The sequence below is a fragment of the Erwinia rhapontici genome, from assembly GCF_020683125.1.
Classification (GTDB): domain Bacteria; phylum Pseudomonadota; class Gammaproteobacteria; order Enterobacterales; family Enterobacteriaceae; genus Erwinia; species Erwinia rhapontici.
In genome coordinates this window covers 1,458,669-1,472,437 of record NZ_CP085627.1, presented here as the reverse complement: position 1 = coordinate 1,472,437, position 13,769 = coordinate 1,458,669, and the positions used below count along the sequence as shown (strand labels likewise).

Annotated in this window: 13 protein-coding genes; 8 read left to right on the top strand and 5 right to left on the bottom strand. The window is 58.0% G+C overall.

What is annotated here, in order from left to right:
• Positions 1–8: 8 nt before the first annotated feature.
• A complete protein-coding gene (gene hutU / locus LJN55_RS07020) occupies positions 9–1,694 on the top strand; it encodes a urocanate hydratase (protein WP_133841123.1) in 1,686 nt (561 codons plus the stop codon).
• A gap of 124 nt (positions 1,695–1,818) precedes the next feature.
• Positions 1,819–2,973 carry a M20 aminoacylase family protein gene (locus tag LJN55_RS07015; protein WP_227535926.1) on the top strand — a complete coding sequence of 385 codons (1,155 nt, stop codon included), beginning with the start codon at positions 1,819–1,821 and terminating at the stop codon, positions 2,971–2,973.
• A gap of 297 nt (positions 2,974–3,270) precedes the next feature.
• Here LJN55_RS07015 and ybiB read toward each other — a convergent pair whose 3' ends face one another.
• From ybiB to LJN55_RS07000, 3 genes are all read right to left on the bottom strand, one after another.
• Positions 3,271–4,242, bottom strand: coding sequence for a DNA-binding protein YbiB (gene ybiB / locus LJN55_RS07010; RefSeq protein ID WP_227536355.1), 972 nt, complete (start codon positions 4,240–4,242; stop codon positions 3,271–3,273).
• 27 nt (positions 4,243–4,269) lie between these two features.
• Complete coding sequence (gene dinG / locus LJN55_RS07005; protein WP_133841125.1) at positions 4,270–6,432, bottom strand: ATP-dependent DNA helicase DinG; 2,163 nt, start codon at positions 6,430–6,432, stop codon at positions 4,270–4,272.
• A gap of 68 nt (positions 6,433–6,500) precedes the next feature.
• Positions 6,501–7,394 carry a LysR family transcriptional regulator gene (locus LJN55_RS07000; protein ID WP_227535925.1) on the bottom strand — a complete coding sequence of 298 codons (894 nt, stop codon included), beginning with the start codon at positions 7,392–7,394 and terminating at the stop codon, positions 6,501–6,503.
• 132 nt (positions 7,395–7,526) lie between these two features.
• Between LJN55_RS07000 and LJN55_RS06995 the strand changes: the two genes are divergently transcribed.
• A complete protein-coding gene (locus LJN55_RS06995) occupies positions 7,527–8,612 on the top strand; it encodes an iron-containing alcohol dehydrogenase family protein (protein ID WP_159338091.1) in 1,086 nt (361 codons plus the stop codon).
• A 45-nt stretch (positions 8,613–8,657) separates the two neighbouring features.
• On the opposite strand, the gene LJN55_RS06990 is transcribed toward LJN55_RS06995, so the two are convergent.
• Both LJN55_RS06990 and LJN55_RS06985 read right to left on the bottom strand, forming a co-directional pair.
• Entirely contained in the window at positions 8,658–9,188 is a 531-nt protein-coding gene (locus tag LJN55_RS06990) for a GNAT family N-acetyltransferase (protein WP_227535924.1), read from the bottom strand.
• Positions 9,185–9,748, bottom strand: coding sequence for a helix-turn-helix domain-containing protein (locus tag LJN55_RS06985; protein WP_227535923.1), 564 nt, complete (start codon positions 9,746–9,748; stop codon positions 9,185–9,187). The genes LJN55_RS06990 and LJN55_RS06985 overlap by 4 nt, the downstream gene beginning before the upstream one ends.
• A gap of 151 nt (positions 9,749–9,899) precedes the next feature.
• Here LJN55_RS06985 and LJN55_RS06980 point away from each other — a divergent pair, with 151 nt between their 5' ends.
• Genes LJN55_RS06980 through LJN55_RS06960 form a run of 5 tightly spaced genes read left to right on the top strand, consistent with a single transcriptional unit; the run spans position 9,900 to position 13,768 of the window.
• The gene (locus LJN55_RS06980; RefSeq protein ID WP_227535922.1) at positions 9,900–10,631 is read left to right on the top strand and encodes a MerR family transcriptional regulator; all 732 of its coding nucleotides are present in this window, start codon (positions 9,900–9,902) and stop codon (positions 10,629–10,631) included.
• 10 nt (positions 10,632–10,641) lie between these two features.
• Complete coding sequence (locus LJN55_RS06975; RefSeq protein WP_133841131.1) at positions 10,642–11,073, top strand: nuclear transport factor 2 family protein; 432 nt, start codon at positions 10,642–10,644, stop codon at positions 11,071–11,073.
• Positions 11,070–11,786, top strand: coding sequence for an SDR family NAD(P)-dependent oxidoreductase (locus LJN55_RS06970; protein WP_133841132.1), 717 nt, complete (start codon positions 11,070–11,072; stop codon positions 11,784–11,786). Before LJN55_RS06975 ends, LJN55_RS06970 begins: the two co-directional genes overlap by 4 nt.
• A gap of 3 nt (positions 11,787–11,789) precedes the next feature.
• Positions 11,790–13,055, top strand: coding sequence for an NAD(P)/FAD-dependent oxidoreductase (locus tag LJN55_RS06965; protein ID WP_227535921.1), 1,266 nt, complete (start codon positions 11,790–11,792; stop codon positions 13,053–13,055).
• Positions 13,052–13,768, top strand: coding sequence for a DUF1365 domain-containing protein (locus LJN55_RS06960; protein WP_133841134.1), 717 nt, complete (start codon positions 13,052–13,054; stop codon positions 13,766–13,768). Before LJN55_RS06965 ends, LJN55_RS06960 begins: the two co-directional genes overlap by 4 nt.
• The last annotated feature ends 1 nt before the right edge of the window (position 13,769 follow it).

Sequence of the window (13,769 nt, the reverse complement as noted above, 5' to 3'; positions counted from 1 at the left end):
AATACACCATGACTGAATCTGTAAAAAATGCCGTCGCCCGTACCATACGCGCCCCGCACGGCAGTGAACTGCACTGTGCTAACTGGCTGATTGAAGCTGCTTATCGCATGATCCAGAACAACCTTGACCCGGATGTTGCTGAGCGCCCGGAAGACCTGGTGGTTTATGGCGGCATTGGCAAAGCAGCACGGAACTGGGAGTGCTTTGAGCAGATCCTGCGATCGCTGAAAGCGCTGAAACCGGAAGAGACGCTGCTGGTGCAGTCCGGCAAACCGGTGGGCGTATTCCGCACCCATGCCGATGCGCCACGCGTGCTGATTGCCAACTCCAACCTTGTGCCGCACTGGGCCACCTGGGACCACTTCCATGAGCTGGATAAAGCCGGGCTGATGATGTACGGCCAGATGACTGCCGGCTCCTGGATCTACATCGGTGCGCAGGGCATTGTGCAGGGGACGTTTGAAACCTTCGTGGAGGCCGGGCGCCAGCATTATCAGGGCGATCTTGCCGGTAAATGGATCCTGACCGCCGGGCTAGGCGGGATGGGCGGCGCACAGCCTCTGGCGGGCGTGCTGGCCGGTGCCTCCGTGCTGGCGATAGAGTGCCAGGAGTCCCGTATTGATTTCCGTCTGCGCACCCGTTATCTGGATTACAAAGCCTTTAGCATCAATGAAGCCCTGGAAATTATCGACCGGGCAAACAAAGAGAAACGCGCGATTTCCGTGGGCCTGCTGGGTAACGCGGCCGAGATCCTGCCAGAGCTGGTGAAACGTGCGAAAGCCGGGGGCATGAAGCCGGATATCGTCACCGATCAGACCTCTGCCCACGACCCGATCAACGGCTACCTGCCTGCGGGCTGGGATCTGGCGCGTTGGGAATCCACCCGTAAGACCGATGCAAAAGCCGTAGAAAAAGCCGCCCGTGCCTCAATGGCAGTCCATGTTCAGGCGATGCTCGACTTCTGCCATATGGGCATTCCGACGGTGGATTACGGCAATAATATTCGACAGGTTGCCCTGGACGAAGGGGTGAAAAATGCCTTTGATTTCCCAGGCTTTGTTCCTGCTTATATTCGCCCCCTGTTCTGTGAAGGCAAAGGTCCCTTCCGCTGGGTCGCCCTGTCCGGTGACCCGGAAGATATCTACAAGACCGATGCCAAACTGAAAGAGCTGTTCCCGGATCACAGCAACCTGCATCGCTGGCTGGATATGGCGCAGGAGCGCATCGCTTTCCAGGGTCTGCCTGCCCGCATCTGCTGGCTGGGGTTGGGTGAGCGTCATCTTGCCGGGCTGGCCTTCAACGAAATGGTGCGCAACGGTGAGCTAAAAGCACCGGTGGTTATCGGTCGTGACCACCTTGACTGCGGTTCGGTGGCTTCCCCTAACCGTGAAACCGAAGCGATGATGGATGGATCGGATGCCGTGTCGGACTGGCCGCTGCTGAACGCTCTGCTGAACACCGCTGGCGGGGCCACCTGGGTCAGTCTGCATCATGGCGGTGGCGTCGGGATGGGCTTCTCACAGCATGCTGGTGTGGTGATTGTTGCAGACGGCACCCCGGAAGCTGATGTGCGCCTCGGGCGCGTACTGTGGAACGACCCGGCTACCGGCGTGATGCGCCATGCGGATGCGGGTTACGAAACAGCCAAAGCCTGTGCCCGCAAGCACGAGCTAAATCTTCCCATGATCAAATAACCCCCACACGGGCCTGCTCTCAGGCCCGTTTTTCTCTGCACCTGCCCCTTTCCTTATCCGTTTTATGCTAACTTATTTTGTGCCCGCTACTGGATAGCAAAGCCCCTGACAGGAGAAGTAATCTATGGTCATTCCCGTTTCGCTGATTGATGAAGCCACTGGCTGGCGCAGGGCATTTCATGCCCGCCCGGAGCTTGGCTATCAGGAGCATCATACGTCGCAAGCGGTGGCGGAACAGCTTACAGCGATGGGGCTTCAGGTGCATCGTGGCCTGGCGGGGACGGGCGTCGTCGGGACGTTGGAAAACGGCCCCGGCCCGACCATTGGTCTGCGCGCTGATATGGACGCACTGCCGATGACCGAACTGGGAAACCCGCCGCACCGCTCCACGCAGCCGGGCGTGATGCATGCCTGTGGCCACGATGGCCACACGGCAATACTGCTGGCAACGGCCAGACACCTCAGCACCACCCGATGTTTTAGCGGCACCGTTCACTTTGTCTTTCAGCCTGCGGAAGAAAACCTCGGCGGTGCACGCCGCATGGTTGAAGACGGCTTGTTTACCCTGTTCCCGATGGATGCCATTTACGGTATGCACAACTGGCCGGGCCTGCCTGCGGGCCATGTGGCGGTCAATGAAGGAGCGATGATGGCCTCGCTGGATTCGTTCGAAATCACACTGAACGGACGCAGCTGTCATGCCGCCATGCCGGAAAACGGCGCAGACCCGATTGTCGCTGCTGCCCAACTGATTCTGGCGCTGCAAACCATCCCTGCACGTCGCCTGTCGCCGCTGGCCTCGGCGGTCGTCAGCATTACGCAGATTAACGGTGGCGAAGCGATCAACGTCATCCCGGAGACGGTGGTGCTGCGCGGCACGCTGCGCTGCCTGCAGGCGGATGTCCGTGTACGGGTACGCCAGATGATTGATGAGTTTGTCACCACCTTCACTCGCCCGCTGGGCATCGAAGGCAGCATTGTTTATCAGACGGATTATCCGGTCACGGCGAATAATCCACAGGAAGCCGCGAAGGTGCGTGACTGTGCGCTGACGTTACTTCCCGCAGAGCAGGTGCACTGGAATGTTAACCCATCGATGGCATCGGAAGATTTTGCCTGCATGCTGGAAGCCTGTCCCGGTGCCTATTTCTGGCTGGGGGCCGACGGTAAAATCCCTTCTGCACCGCTGCATAATGCTCGCTATGATTTTAACGATACGCTGATCGGCCCAGGTATTGCGCTGTGGACCGCCCTGGTCGGGCAGTTATTGCCCCGTTAGAACCGCGTATTCAACACCGGGCGAGGCATGCCTCGCCCCTACAGCGGTTAACGATGATGAGGGATTGGTAGGGGTCGGGCAGTTATTGCCTCGTTAAATCCGGCATTCAACACCGGGCGAGCCTGCCTCGCCCCTACAACGGTTAACGATGATGAGGGATTGGTAGGGGTCGGGCAGTTATTGCCTCGTTAAATCCGGCATTCAACACCGGGCGAGCCTGCCTCGCCCCTACAACGGTTAACGATGATGAGGGATTGGTAGGGGTCGGGCATGCCCGACCCGAATGCGGCGCGGGTGTTAATAGCCGGCCGAATCGATCTGCGCTAACGCGCCATCCAGATCAATCGCCCGCCCGGTAGCGAGGTAACAACAGGCAATCTGCAAACGCAGCGACTGGGGCACCGGCACTTGGCGATCCAGGCAACGACGGATCCATGCGGCCGTGGTGGCCGCATCTTTAGCTGAAGGCAGATGGTCAGCGCTCAGCACCACTTCTTCCTGCCGGGACAACAGCGCACGCGTGTCTTCTCCAGCCATCAGCGTGATCGACGGGCACCGCTGCGGGCTGGCGTACACTTCCCCTTCCGTACCGTTCAGCAACAAACCCCGCCCGCCAACGGCGCTGAAAAATGTTGCCACGCGCGGGATATACTCCGGATGCGAAACGCTGGCCAGCCGCAGCGCCGCATCGGCGGCAAACGGCGTTGCCAGCTTGGCCAGCGTATGCGCACTGTTACGCACCCCCATACGCCAGCGCAACGCCAGCTGCTGCTCCATGGGCTGGCAAAGCGTGCCAATAGTGATAAACACCAGATCACCGGCATCCAGCTTCGCCTGTGCTTCTTCCAGGGTGGAAACAGCGGGTATATCCAGCGCTGCAAAGACCGCCTCGCTGGTGATGCGTGTCGGATCGTCGCTAACACCGTGAACCAGCACCGGGAAGCCCAGACGCGACAGCAGCAGCGCCAGCAGCGGCGTCAGGTTTCCCTGACGGCGTGCCCCGTTGTAACTCGGGATCACAATGGGCATCGGTCGCTGTGCAGGCGGTATCAGGCGCGGCATCTGCTGCTGCATCGCCTGGTAGAAGCCCAGCATCTCCCCTTCGCCTTCGCCTTTAATGCGCAGAGCAATCAGCAGAGCACCCAGCTCAAGATCCGGCACCTCGCCGTTCAGTATCCGGCGATAAAGCTCGCACGCGGTATCCGCATCAATATCGCGGGCATGATTCTTACCGCGTCCGACCTCTTTGATGATTTTTTTATAGTCCATGCTCATGTTTTTGCTCAGTAAAAAGGGTTAACGACGACGGCGCGGCGCGGGTTTCTTCTTCGCGGCCGGGGTTACGGCTTTTGGCAGTTCACCTTCCGGCATCGGAGGTTGCGCGATGGGGAACACCGGCAGCGCCCCCAGCAGGCGTGCACCATAGCTTTTGCTGATCAAGCGCCGATCGTAAATCACAATCTCGCCAAAGCAATCATGGCTGCGGATCAACCTCCCGACCTGCTGGATGAGGTTAAACGAGGCGCTGGGCAGGCTTTGCACTTCAAACGGATAGCGCTTGAGGCTTTTTAGCCACTCTCCCTCTGTCAAAATAACCGGACTGTCTATCGGGGGGAAAGCGATTTTATGAATATGGACCTGAGAAAGCAGGTCACCTTTCAGATCCAGCCCCTCCGCAAAGGACTGTAATCCCACCAGAACGCTGGTTTCCCCCTGCTCTACGCGTTTACGGTGCAGCGCCACCAGCGCCGGGCGTGGCTTATCGCCCTGCACCAGCATCATCAGGCGCAACTCGGGCAGGTAAGCGAGGAATTGATGCATGGCGCGACCACTGGCGAACAGCACCAGGATACCTTTATGGGCCGCCAGCTTAATTTGATGACGAAAGAAGTGCGCCATTTCCGCCAGATGCATCACTTCGTTCGCCAGCATCGGCTCGTACTTCATCTGCGGGATAATCAGCTGCCCCTGAGCCACATGATTAAACGGCGAATCGAGGGCGACAAAGCGGTCTCCGACTTTCTCACTCAAGCCGGACATCTCCTGCAGACGCTGGAAACTGTTTAACGAGCGCAGCGTCGCCGAGGTCACCACCACATGCGGGATCTTGCGCCACAGCAACTTTTCCAGCTGTTCACTGACGCGTATCCCGGCGCAGTGAAACATCAGATGCGCGCTACCGTCGCGGATTTCCCGTGTGACCCATTTCGACACCGGGGCGCCGGATGCCTGCTCCATTGCCGCCAGTCGCCACAGCTTGCTGCTGGCTTCAAACCAGCCCAGCGCACGGTTCATCTGGATCAGCGTACGGTGCAGGCGCACTACGTCAAACTGGCCGGTTTTCTCGCTGAGGTCATTCATCATCCCTTCCGCCAACCCACGCAGCGCATCGCTGAGTTTGAAAAGGCGGGCGCAGATTGTCAGGATCTCTTCGGGCAGCAGCCCCATCTCAAAGCGATATTCGCCCTCCTGCCCTTCCGGCGGCAGATACAGGCCTAAGATTTGCGACAGCATCTGTAACTGCTCACGCACCTCTTCGCAGTGGGCTTTGAGCTTGTCCGGGTGGCTAAGGGACGGCGGGCGTTTCGGACGAAACTGCGCCAGGCACTGCTCCACCAGGCGGCAGAACAGATCCAGTTGTAACACGGTCCAGCCTGGGGTGATTTCGCCGCTCATCTCCAGCGCATCGCGTGCCACATCCGGTAAATGGTGGCCTTCATCCAGCACCAGAAGCAGGTTTTTCGGCGGTGGCAGCACGGATTCTGTTTCCAGTGCGGCCATCACCAGGGCGTGATTCGCCACCACCACGTCCGCATCTTCGATTTCACGCCGCGCCACATAAAACGGGCATTCACGGAACCAGTTGCAGTTACTGCCGAGGCAGTTGGCTTTATCGGTGCTCAGGCGTTGCCAGAGGGAGTCTTCAATATTTTCCGCACAGTGATCGCGCAGTCCATCCCACTGATAGCGCTTGAGGGATTTTTCCAGTTCAGTGCAGATGACCCGCTCATCTTTGCTGGCGGTCATATCGTCGTCGAGGAACAGCAGCAGATCGCCCTGATTTTCTTCATCTGTTGCCAGCGCCGACAGATTGCGCGGACACACGTAACGACCACGACCAAACGCCGCAGTAAACTTCAAATCGGGAATAATTTTCTTCAGCAGGGGCAGATCCTTGCTGAAAATCTGATCCTGTAAGGCCACGTTAGCGGTGCTGACCACCAGCGGTTTTTCCTCAGCGCGGCTGACAGCAATACCGGGGATCAGGTAGGAGAGGGTTTTCCCCACCCCGGTCGGCGCTTCAATTGCCAGATGACGACCGTCGTCCCCCGCCAGCGTTTTCGCGACCTCGGCAATCATCTGCCGCTGCGGCGCACGCGGAATAAAATCGGGAACTTGCTGTTGCAGGGCTTTATACCACCCGGCAATTTGCGTTTTTAACGCGACAGTTAACGCCATGACAATCACTTCCAGCTAAACAAGGCTGTATTTTTACACAGTATTGCGGCGGCGTCAGCCTGCAAACGTTAATCTCCTGCGGCGGCTTGCAGTTTCAGCAGGTCACGCAGGGCACGGATCGGGACTTCCCGGCTGCGGCCACGACGAAAAATCAGGGAAAATGCTGCACGATAGTTGAACTGTTCCGGTGACAGACGCCGCAACCGGCCCTCAGCCACCCATGACCGCGCGCAGTGCTCCGGCAGGTAACCAATATACTTACCAGAAAGGATAAGAATCAGCTGCGCTTCGATGCTTTCCACAGAGGCGCTACTGTCTTTAAAGCCGCGCCGCGCCAGCTCGCTCTGATTCCAGTAGCTGCGAGTCACGAAGCCCACATTTTGCAGGTCATCCAGGGTGTGGCGGGCAAACAGCGAATGGCTGTCGCTACAGTAAAGCCAGTGCTGTTCATGGTGCAGCGGCACTGTCACCAGATTATTCACGTTCACCGGGAAATGCCCGATGGCCAGGTCAAGGCGGTTATCCAGCACCTGCTGCTGCAACTCATTCGGGTCACGTACCGCCAGGCTGAGGTAGATCGCCGGAAAGCGGTCACTGAACTGACGCAGGGTATCGGCCAGATGCAGTCGGTCATCCGTGGCGATAGAGTCCACGACGCCAAGTGAAAACACGCCACCCTGCTCATTCTTCAGCCCGTCCACCTGGCGGTCAAAGTCCTGCAAGTTATCCAGCAATTGCAGGCTGTATTGCAGATACTGTTCGCCTTTTTCTGTCAGTGAAAATCCTGCCCGCCCGCGTCGGCACAGCACGAAACCCAGCTGTTGCTCCAGCTCACTCATATAGGCGCTGATCGCAGGCGTGGTCATATTCAGCTCCTGCTGGGCGCGGGAGTAGCCCTGGCAGCGCGCCACACAGACAAACACACTCAATAGTTTCAGATTGGGTAAACGGTTGAGGCTCACTTTCGTTCCACTGATTAAACGATCGATAGTTAAGTAAATCATGAAGTGAATAGTGGATACGAGTGATTTTCCTGCGGAGGGTTCCGTCAGATGATAGCCATAACTTTCCCCCTTTTTTTCTGAAGGATAACCATGTCACACCAACATCTGATTTTCCCGGCGCGCGTACTGCGTGGCGCGGGAGTCATCAACCAGATCGGCACCCTCAGCCGTGAACTGGGCCAGCGTGTGCTGCTGATTGGCGGCCACCAGGCGCTGGCGGCGGTCAAAGACCGGGTGGCGCAACAGCTGACGGCAGCAGGTTGTCTGCTGGTGGGCAGCGAATGGTTTGGCGGCGAAACCTCATTACGCCAGATTGCCCGCCTGGGCGCGCTGGCGCAGGAATATCAGGCCGACGTGATTATTGCAGCGGGGGGAGGTAAATCGCTGGATACCTGCAAGGCGGTCGGTGCCGAGCAGAATATCCCGGTGATCACCCTGCCCACCATCGCCGCGACCTGTTCGGCGGTGACGCCGTTAACCATTCGCTATGACGATAACGGCAACTTTTTTGATATCTTCCCGCTGCCGCAGGCTCCGGCGGCGGTGATCATCGACAGCCAACTGCTGACCGAGGCACCGCTGCGCTGGCTGGCCGCAGGGCTGGGCGATACGCTGGCAAAATGGTATGAGTTTCGTGCGGTGAGCGAACGCCACCCGGCCGTGGATGCGAATGCGCTCTCCTCGCTGGCACACAGCCGTCTCTGCTATGACGTGATAGCAAAACACGGCCCGGCAGCCTGTGAAGCCGTGCGCCAGCGGCAGCCTGATCACGCTCTCGATCAGGCGCTGGATGCCATCTTCACCTTTGCCGGGCTGACTTCACTGATGAGCAACGGCGCCCATGCGGCGGCTTCCCATGCCATTTACGAAGGGTTCACTTTCGTCGACAAAACCCGCGAATTCGGCCACGGCCTGCTGGTCGGCTACGGCAATCTCTGCCTGCTGGCACTGGAGCAGCGCGATGATGCAGAGTTGCTGGCAGAAATGCGCCTGGCGCGAGACTGTGGTGTACCGCTTAGTCTGGCAGAGATTGCCGAACTGAATGCGGACGAACTGGCGGTGATTGTGCGTGAATCGGTGCATGCACCGGATATGGAAAATATGCGCGAGACGGTGACAGAAAGTGCGCTGTATCAGGCGATGGCGCGCGTGGACGCGCTGGCCGCCCGCGTTTAGCCCCGTCTCCCCCGGAAAGTGATCCGGGGGAGCGCGCCCGACCGCTTACCCAATCGGATCGATCGCCTTATACATGATCGTGGTGGCATCTATCACGCCAGCGGTCGATCGGGCATAGCCCGGGATCTGCCCGGCCACCTTCCAGCCCAGCGAGAGATAAAGCGGTTCAGCCGCATCCCCGCTGCGCGTGTCCAGCACCAGCAGACTGCGACCGAGTTCACGTCCCCGGGCTTCTGCCTGCTGCATCAGTTCACGGGCAATCCCGCAGCGGCGTGCATCCGGATGCACCAACAGTTTGAGCACTTCAGCACGATGCACGCCGTTCGCGGGCATAGCCAGCACCAGCATTACCGTCCCGACAATTCGCCCGTCGCGCTTCGCCACCAGCAGCCGTTTATCCCCACAGGCCAGACTGAGAACGACATCCTGCCAGAAATGGTGCAGCCTCTGCCCATCACGATCGACAAAGCCAATACTGGCACCCTGCGCCACGCAACCATCCAGCACCTCACACAATGCAGGCAGCGCCTGCTGCGCCTGTCCGGCATCCAGCCATTGATAATCAATATTGTTCATGGGCGGGCCACCACCAGTGCATAGCGTGCACCGCCCGCTTCAGGTGCATGAAAGCGGGTGCGGCCAAACAGATGAAAACGCAGGCAGTCCCCCTGCTCCAGCCGCCAGAAACGCTCATCCATTTGAAATTCCAGTACGCCATCCAGGATCCAGATATGTTGCTCAAGCCCGGCAATCGGCGGAATGTCGTAGTCAATACGTGCCCCTCCCGCCAGCCGGGCTTCCACCAGCTCCGCATGAAACGCCTGCGCAGGCGGGGAGAGCGATCGGCGCTCGTAGCCATTTTCCACATCGTGCCAGACGCTTTGCTGCTCAGGCCGCAAAAGTTGTACAGCCTCCTGTTCCACTTCGCTTAACAAACGTGACATCGTTAATCCGTAGGCATTACACAGTCGGTTAAGCAAAGAGGCTGTCGGGCTGGTCTCAGCCCGCTCGATACGGGATAGCGAAGCGCGGCTAATCCCGGTAAGCTCGGCAAGTGTCTCCAGCGACCAGCCCTTTTCCACACGCAGGTCGGCCAGACGTTGTGCCAGCCGCTGTTCCGTTGGGGTTTGTTCCATCTTCGTTTCTCATATTTGGGAATTAATCTCTAATATGAGATATAGCTGTTTATTTTCATCATTTCAACTTGTACAACAAATAATACTTTGTACAACCTGATAATATTGGTTAGGCTAATAAAAGGTCTGACAGCAAGTCAAGAGGTAATACATGGCACTGTACAGCATCGGTGACGTCGCAGAGCGCTGCGGCATTAATCCGGTCACGCTGCGCGCCTGGCAACGTCGTTATGGTCTGCTGAAACCACAGCGCACCGAAGGGGGTCATCGTCTGTTTGATGAAGACGATATTGCGCGCATTGAAGAGATTAAACGCTGGATTGAGAGCGGCGTGCCGGTCGGTAAGGTCAAAGCGCTGCTCGAAGGCGAAAACGTTAATATTGATGATGGGTGGCTTGCCCTTCAGGAAGAGATGCTGGCGGTTATTCGCCTCGTGCGTCCGTCAAAGCTGCGGGTAAAAATCGCCTCGATGGGTAAAGAAAACCCGGCAGAAATGCTTATCGACCATGTTTTCGTCCCCATCCGCCAGCGCCTTGGTTTAGATCAAAATACCGCCCGGGCTATGTGTAGTTTATTAGATGGTGCTTTAATTGATTACATTAGCTTCTGTTTAACGGGTTCACGCAAGAAAGCAGGCAAAGATGCACTGCTGATTGGCTGGGGCCTGACGGACCGACCCCGCCTGTGGCTGGAAGCCTGGCGGCTCTCGCAGCAGGGCTGGCGCATTGACATCCTGGCCGAACCGCTGGAGTCTCCCCGCCCCGAGCTTTTCCCCGGTCAGCATATTTTTGTTTATACCGGAAAAACGTTAACCAAACGCCAGCAGGAACAGATGAGCCACTGGCAGGCGCAGGGGTTCTCGATTACCGCATACGGTCACTAAGGAATCAGGTATGACTCAGCAGGCCGCACTACAGCAGTTAGTGACATTTTACCAGACGCTGGACAGCGACAGGCTGACAATGCTGGCGCAGATTTACCATCCGGAGATCTGCCTGAGCGATCCGGTAGGTGAACACCAGGGCATTGCGGTGGTGGAGCAGTACTTTGCCAGCCTGCTGAAAAACATGCGTTACTGCCGCTTTGTGGTGACGCAGGTGCGCGAGTTTGATACCGACGCGCTGCTGCTGTGGCGCATGGAATATGCCCACCCTGCCCTGCAACGGGGAGCTGACCAGACGCTAGAGGGCAGCAGCTACCTGCAGTTTCGCGACAATAAAGTGGTCTTTCAGCGCGATTACTACGATATGGGCGCCATGCTCTACGAAAAGCTACCGTTGCTGGGCACGATCATCGGCCTGGTCAAAAAGAGGTTGCAACCATGAAACGTGTCCTGATCACTGGCGCCAGCTCCGGCATCGGCCTGCAATTAGCGCAGGATTATGCAACGGAAGGCTGGCATGTCACCGCCTGCGGGCGTAATCCGGAGCGACTGGACGCACTGCGCCAGCAGTTCCCGCTGATTGACATCTGCCTGTTTGATATCACTGACCTGGCTGAAACGCGCGCCGCTCTGGACGGCAAGCGGGCAGATCTGGCGATCCTCTGTGCAGGCACCTGTGAATATCTTGACCATGGCATTGTCGATGCCGAAAAAGTCCACCGCGTGATGCTGACGAACTTCAGTGGTCCGGTGAACTGCCTGGACAGCCTGCTCCCACAGATGCAGCCTGGCAGCCGCGTGGCGCTGGTCGGCTCTACCGCCAGCATGGTTCCCCTGCCGCGCGCCGAAGCGTACGGTGCCTCGAAAGCCGCGCTGGCCTATTTCGCCCGCAGCCTGGCGCAGGATGTCAAGCGTCAGCAGATTGGCATCACGCTGGTGCTGCCCGGCTTTGTCGACACGCCGCTGACACAGCGCAACGATTTTGCCATGCCGATGATTGTCGACGTGGTTCAGGCTTCGCGCTTTATCCGGCGCGGGCTGGCAAAAGGAAAGGCCGAAATCGCTTTCCCGGCGCTGTTTGCTTTTATTCTGCGGGTGACCTCACGGTTGCCCCAGGCCCTTCAGCGTCTGTTAACGCAAAAAATAGCGAGGTAATGCGTGCGCATTGCGATTATTGGCAGTGGAATTGCTGGCCTGAGCTGTGCGTGGAAATTAGCCCCACGCACCGAGGTTCATCTTTATGAAACCGGCAGTACACTCGGTGGCCATACCGCCACGGTGGACGTTGAGCTGGACGGTCAGCACTGGACGATTGATACCGGATTCATTGTTTTTAACGATCGCACTTATCCGCGTTTTCAGGGATTCCTGGCCGAACTGGGGCTGGAAGGCAGGCCCACGGAAATGAGTTTTTCGGTGCGCAATTCCCGCACCGGGCTGGAGTATAACGGCCACACGCTCAGCAGCCTTTTCGCCCAGCGTAGCAACCTGTTAAAGCCCTCGTTTTATCGCTTCCTCGCAGAGATCGTGCGGTTTAATCGCTGTGGAAAGCAGTGGCTGGCGCAGCAGCAGGACCAGGGTTCACTGGATGAGTTTCTGACCGCGCAGGGCTTTAGTGAATTTTTTGCCCGGCACTATATTTTGCCGATGGGGGCCGCCATCTGGTCAGTCTCACTGAGTGAGATGCGCCGTATGCCGCTGACCCAGTTTCTGAACTTCTTCCATCATCACGGCCTGCTGGATTTAACCCAGCGACCGCAATGGTACGTGGTGCCCGGCGGTTCCCGGGAATATATCCGCCGCATGATGCAGCTGATCGGGCAGCAGATGCAGGTGTATCTCGATACCCCGGTCACCCGGATAACGCGTGGCTCCGATGGCGTTACGCTGGAAAGCCCGCGAGGTGTTGAGCGCTATGACCAGGTGATATTCGCCTGTCACAGCGACCAGGCATTGCAGCTGCTGGGCGATGCGTCGCCGCAGGAAAGTGAGATGCTGGCCGGTGTGCCCTATCGCGCCAATGAAGTGGTGCTGCATACCGATACCCGTTTGCTTCCACAGAACCGCGCAGCCTGGGCGAGCTGGAACTACCGTCTGGATGATGAAGCAAACGACAGCGAACAGCAGGGTGCCAGCGTGACATACAATATGAATATCCTGCAGGGCATTCAGTCACCGCATACGTTCTGCGTCAGCCTCAACCCGACACAACCGATCGATCCGGCCCGCGTGTTACGCCGCTTTGAATACCATCATCCGCAGTTCGGACCACATGCTCTGCACACACAAGAGCAGCGGCTGCTGCTGAACGGGAACAACCGCACGTGGTTCTGCGGCGCCTGGAGCTACAACGGTTTTCATGAAGATGGCATTCGCAGCGCGTTAGATGTAACGACGGCCATGGACCAGGCAGGTTTACTGTGAACAGCGTGCTGTACAGCGGCCATGTGCGCCATCGTCGCTTCACCCCGGTCGATCATCAGTTCAGCTACCGCATTTTTATGCCGCTGATTGATCTTGATGAGCTGCCGTTGCTGAAAAATGTCGGCATCGGCCACCACAATCTGCGCGCTGCCAGCTTCAGTGAGGACGATTATCTTGGTGGCGGCAGCGGCATCAAAGAGCGTGCTCAGGCGCGCATTGCCGCCCTGACTGGGGAGCATCTTACCGGACGCGTGATGCTGCTGACGCAGCTGCGTTACTTTGGCTGCTCATTCAATCCGGTCAACCTTTACTACCTGTACGATGCTGCCGACAGCCTGCGCTGGATGCTGGCCGAAGTGCGTAATACGCCGTGGAATGAGCGTCATACGTATGCGGTGAAACCTGACGGCAGCGAAACCACGCAGAAAGCGTTTCATGTCTCGCCGTTTAATCCCATGGAGATGGTTTACCACTGGCGGCTGTCCCCGCCGGGTAAATCACTGCAGGTGCATATTGAGAATCACCGTGAGGGGCGCGAGTTTGATGCCACCCTGCATTTACGCCGTCAGCCACTGACCCGGCAGACGCTGCGCCATTTTCTCTGGCGTTTTCCAATGATGACCGTTCGTACCGCGCTGGCGATTTACTGGCAGGCGTGGAAACTTTGGCGCAAAGGTGCGCCGGTGTATGACCACAGCAAGTCGGAGAAATAAC

Coding starts and splice junctions, on each gene's coding strand:
- LJN55_RS07015 (WP_227535926.1), top strand. CDS start 1,819: ATGGTCATTCCCGTTTCGCTGATTGATGAAGCCACTGGCTGGCGCAGG.
- LJN55_RS06985 (WP_227535923.1), bottom strand. CDS start 9,748: ATGGAACAAACCCCAACGGAACAGCGGCTGGCACAACGTCTGGCCGAC.
- LJN55_RS06980 (WP_227535922.1), top strand. CDS start 9,900: ATGGCACTGTACAGCATCGGTGACGTCGCAGAGCGCTGCGGCATTAAT.
- hutU (WP_133841123.1), top strand. CDS start 9: ATGACTGAATCTGTAAAAAATGCCGTCGCCCGTACCATACGCGCCCCG.
- LJN55_RS06970 (WP_133841132.1), top strand. CDS start 11,070: ATGAAACGTGTCCTGATCACTGGCGCCAGCTCCGGCATCGGCCTGCAA.
- dinG (WP_133841125.1), bottom strand. CDS start 6,432: ATGGCGTTAACTGTCGCGTTAAAAACGCAAATTGCCGGGTGGTATAAA.
- ybiB (WP_227536355.1), bottom strand. CDS start 4,242: ATGGACTATAAAAAAATCATCAAAGAGGTCGGACGCGGTAAGAATCAT.
- LJN55_RS06990 (WP_227535924.1), bottom strand. CDS start 9,188: ATGAACAATATTGATTATCAATGGCTGGATGCCGGACAGGCGCAGCAG.
- LJN55_RS06975 (WP_133841131.1), top strand. CDS start 10,642: ATGACTCAGCAGGCCGCACTACAGCAGTTAGTGACATTTTACCAGACG.
- LJN55_RS06995 (WP_159338091.1), top strand. CDS start 7,527: ATGTCACACCAACATCTGATTTTCCCGGCGCGCGTACTGCGTGGCGCG.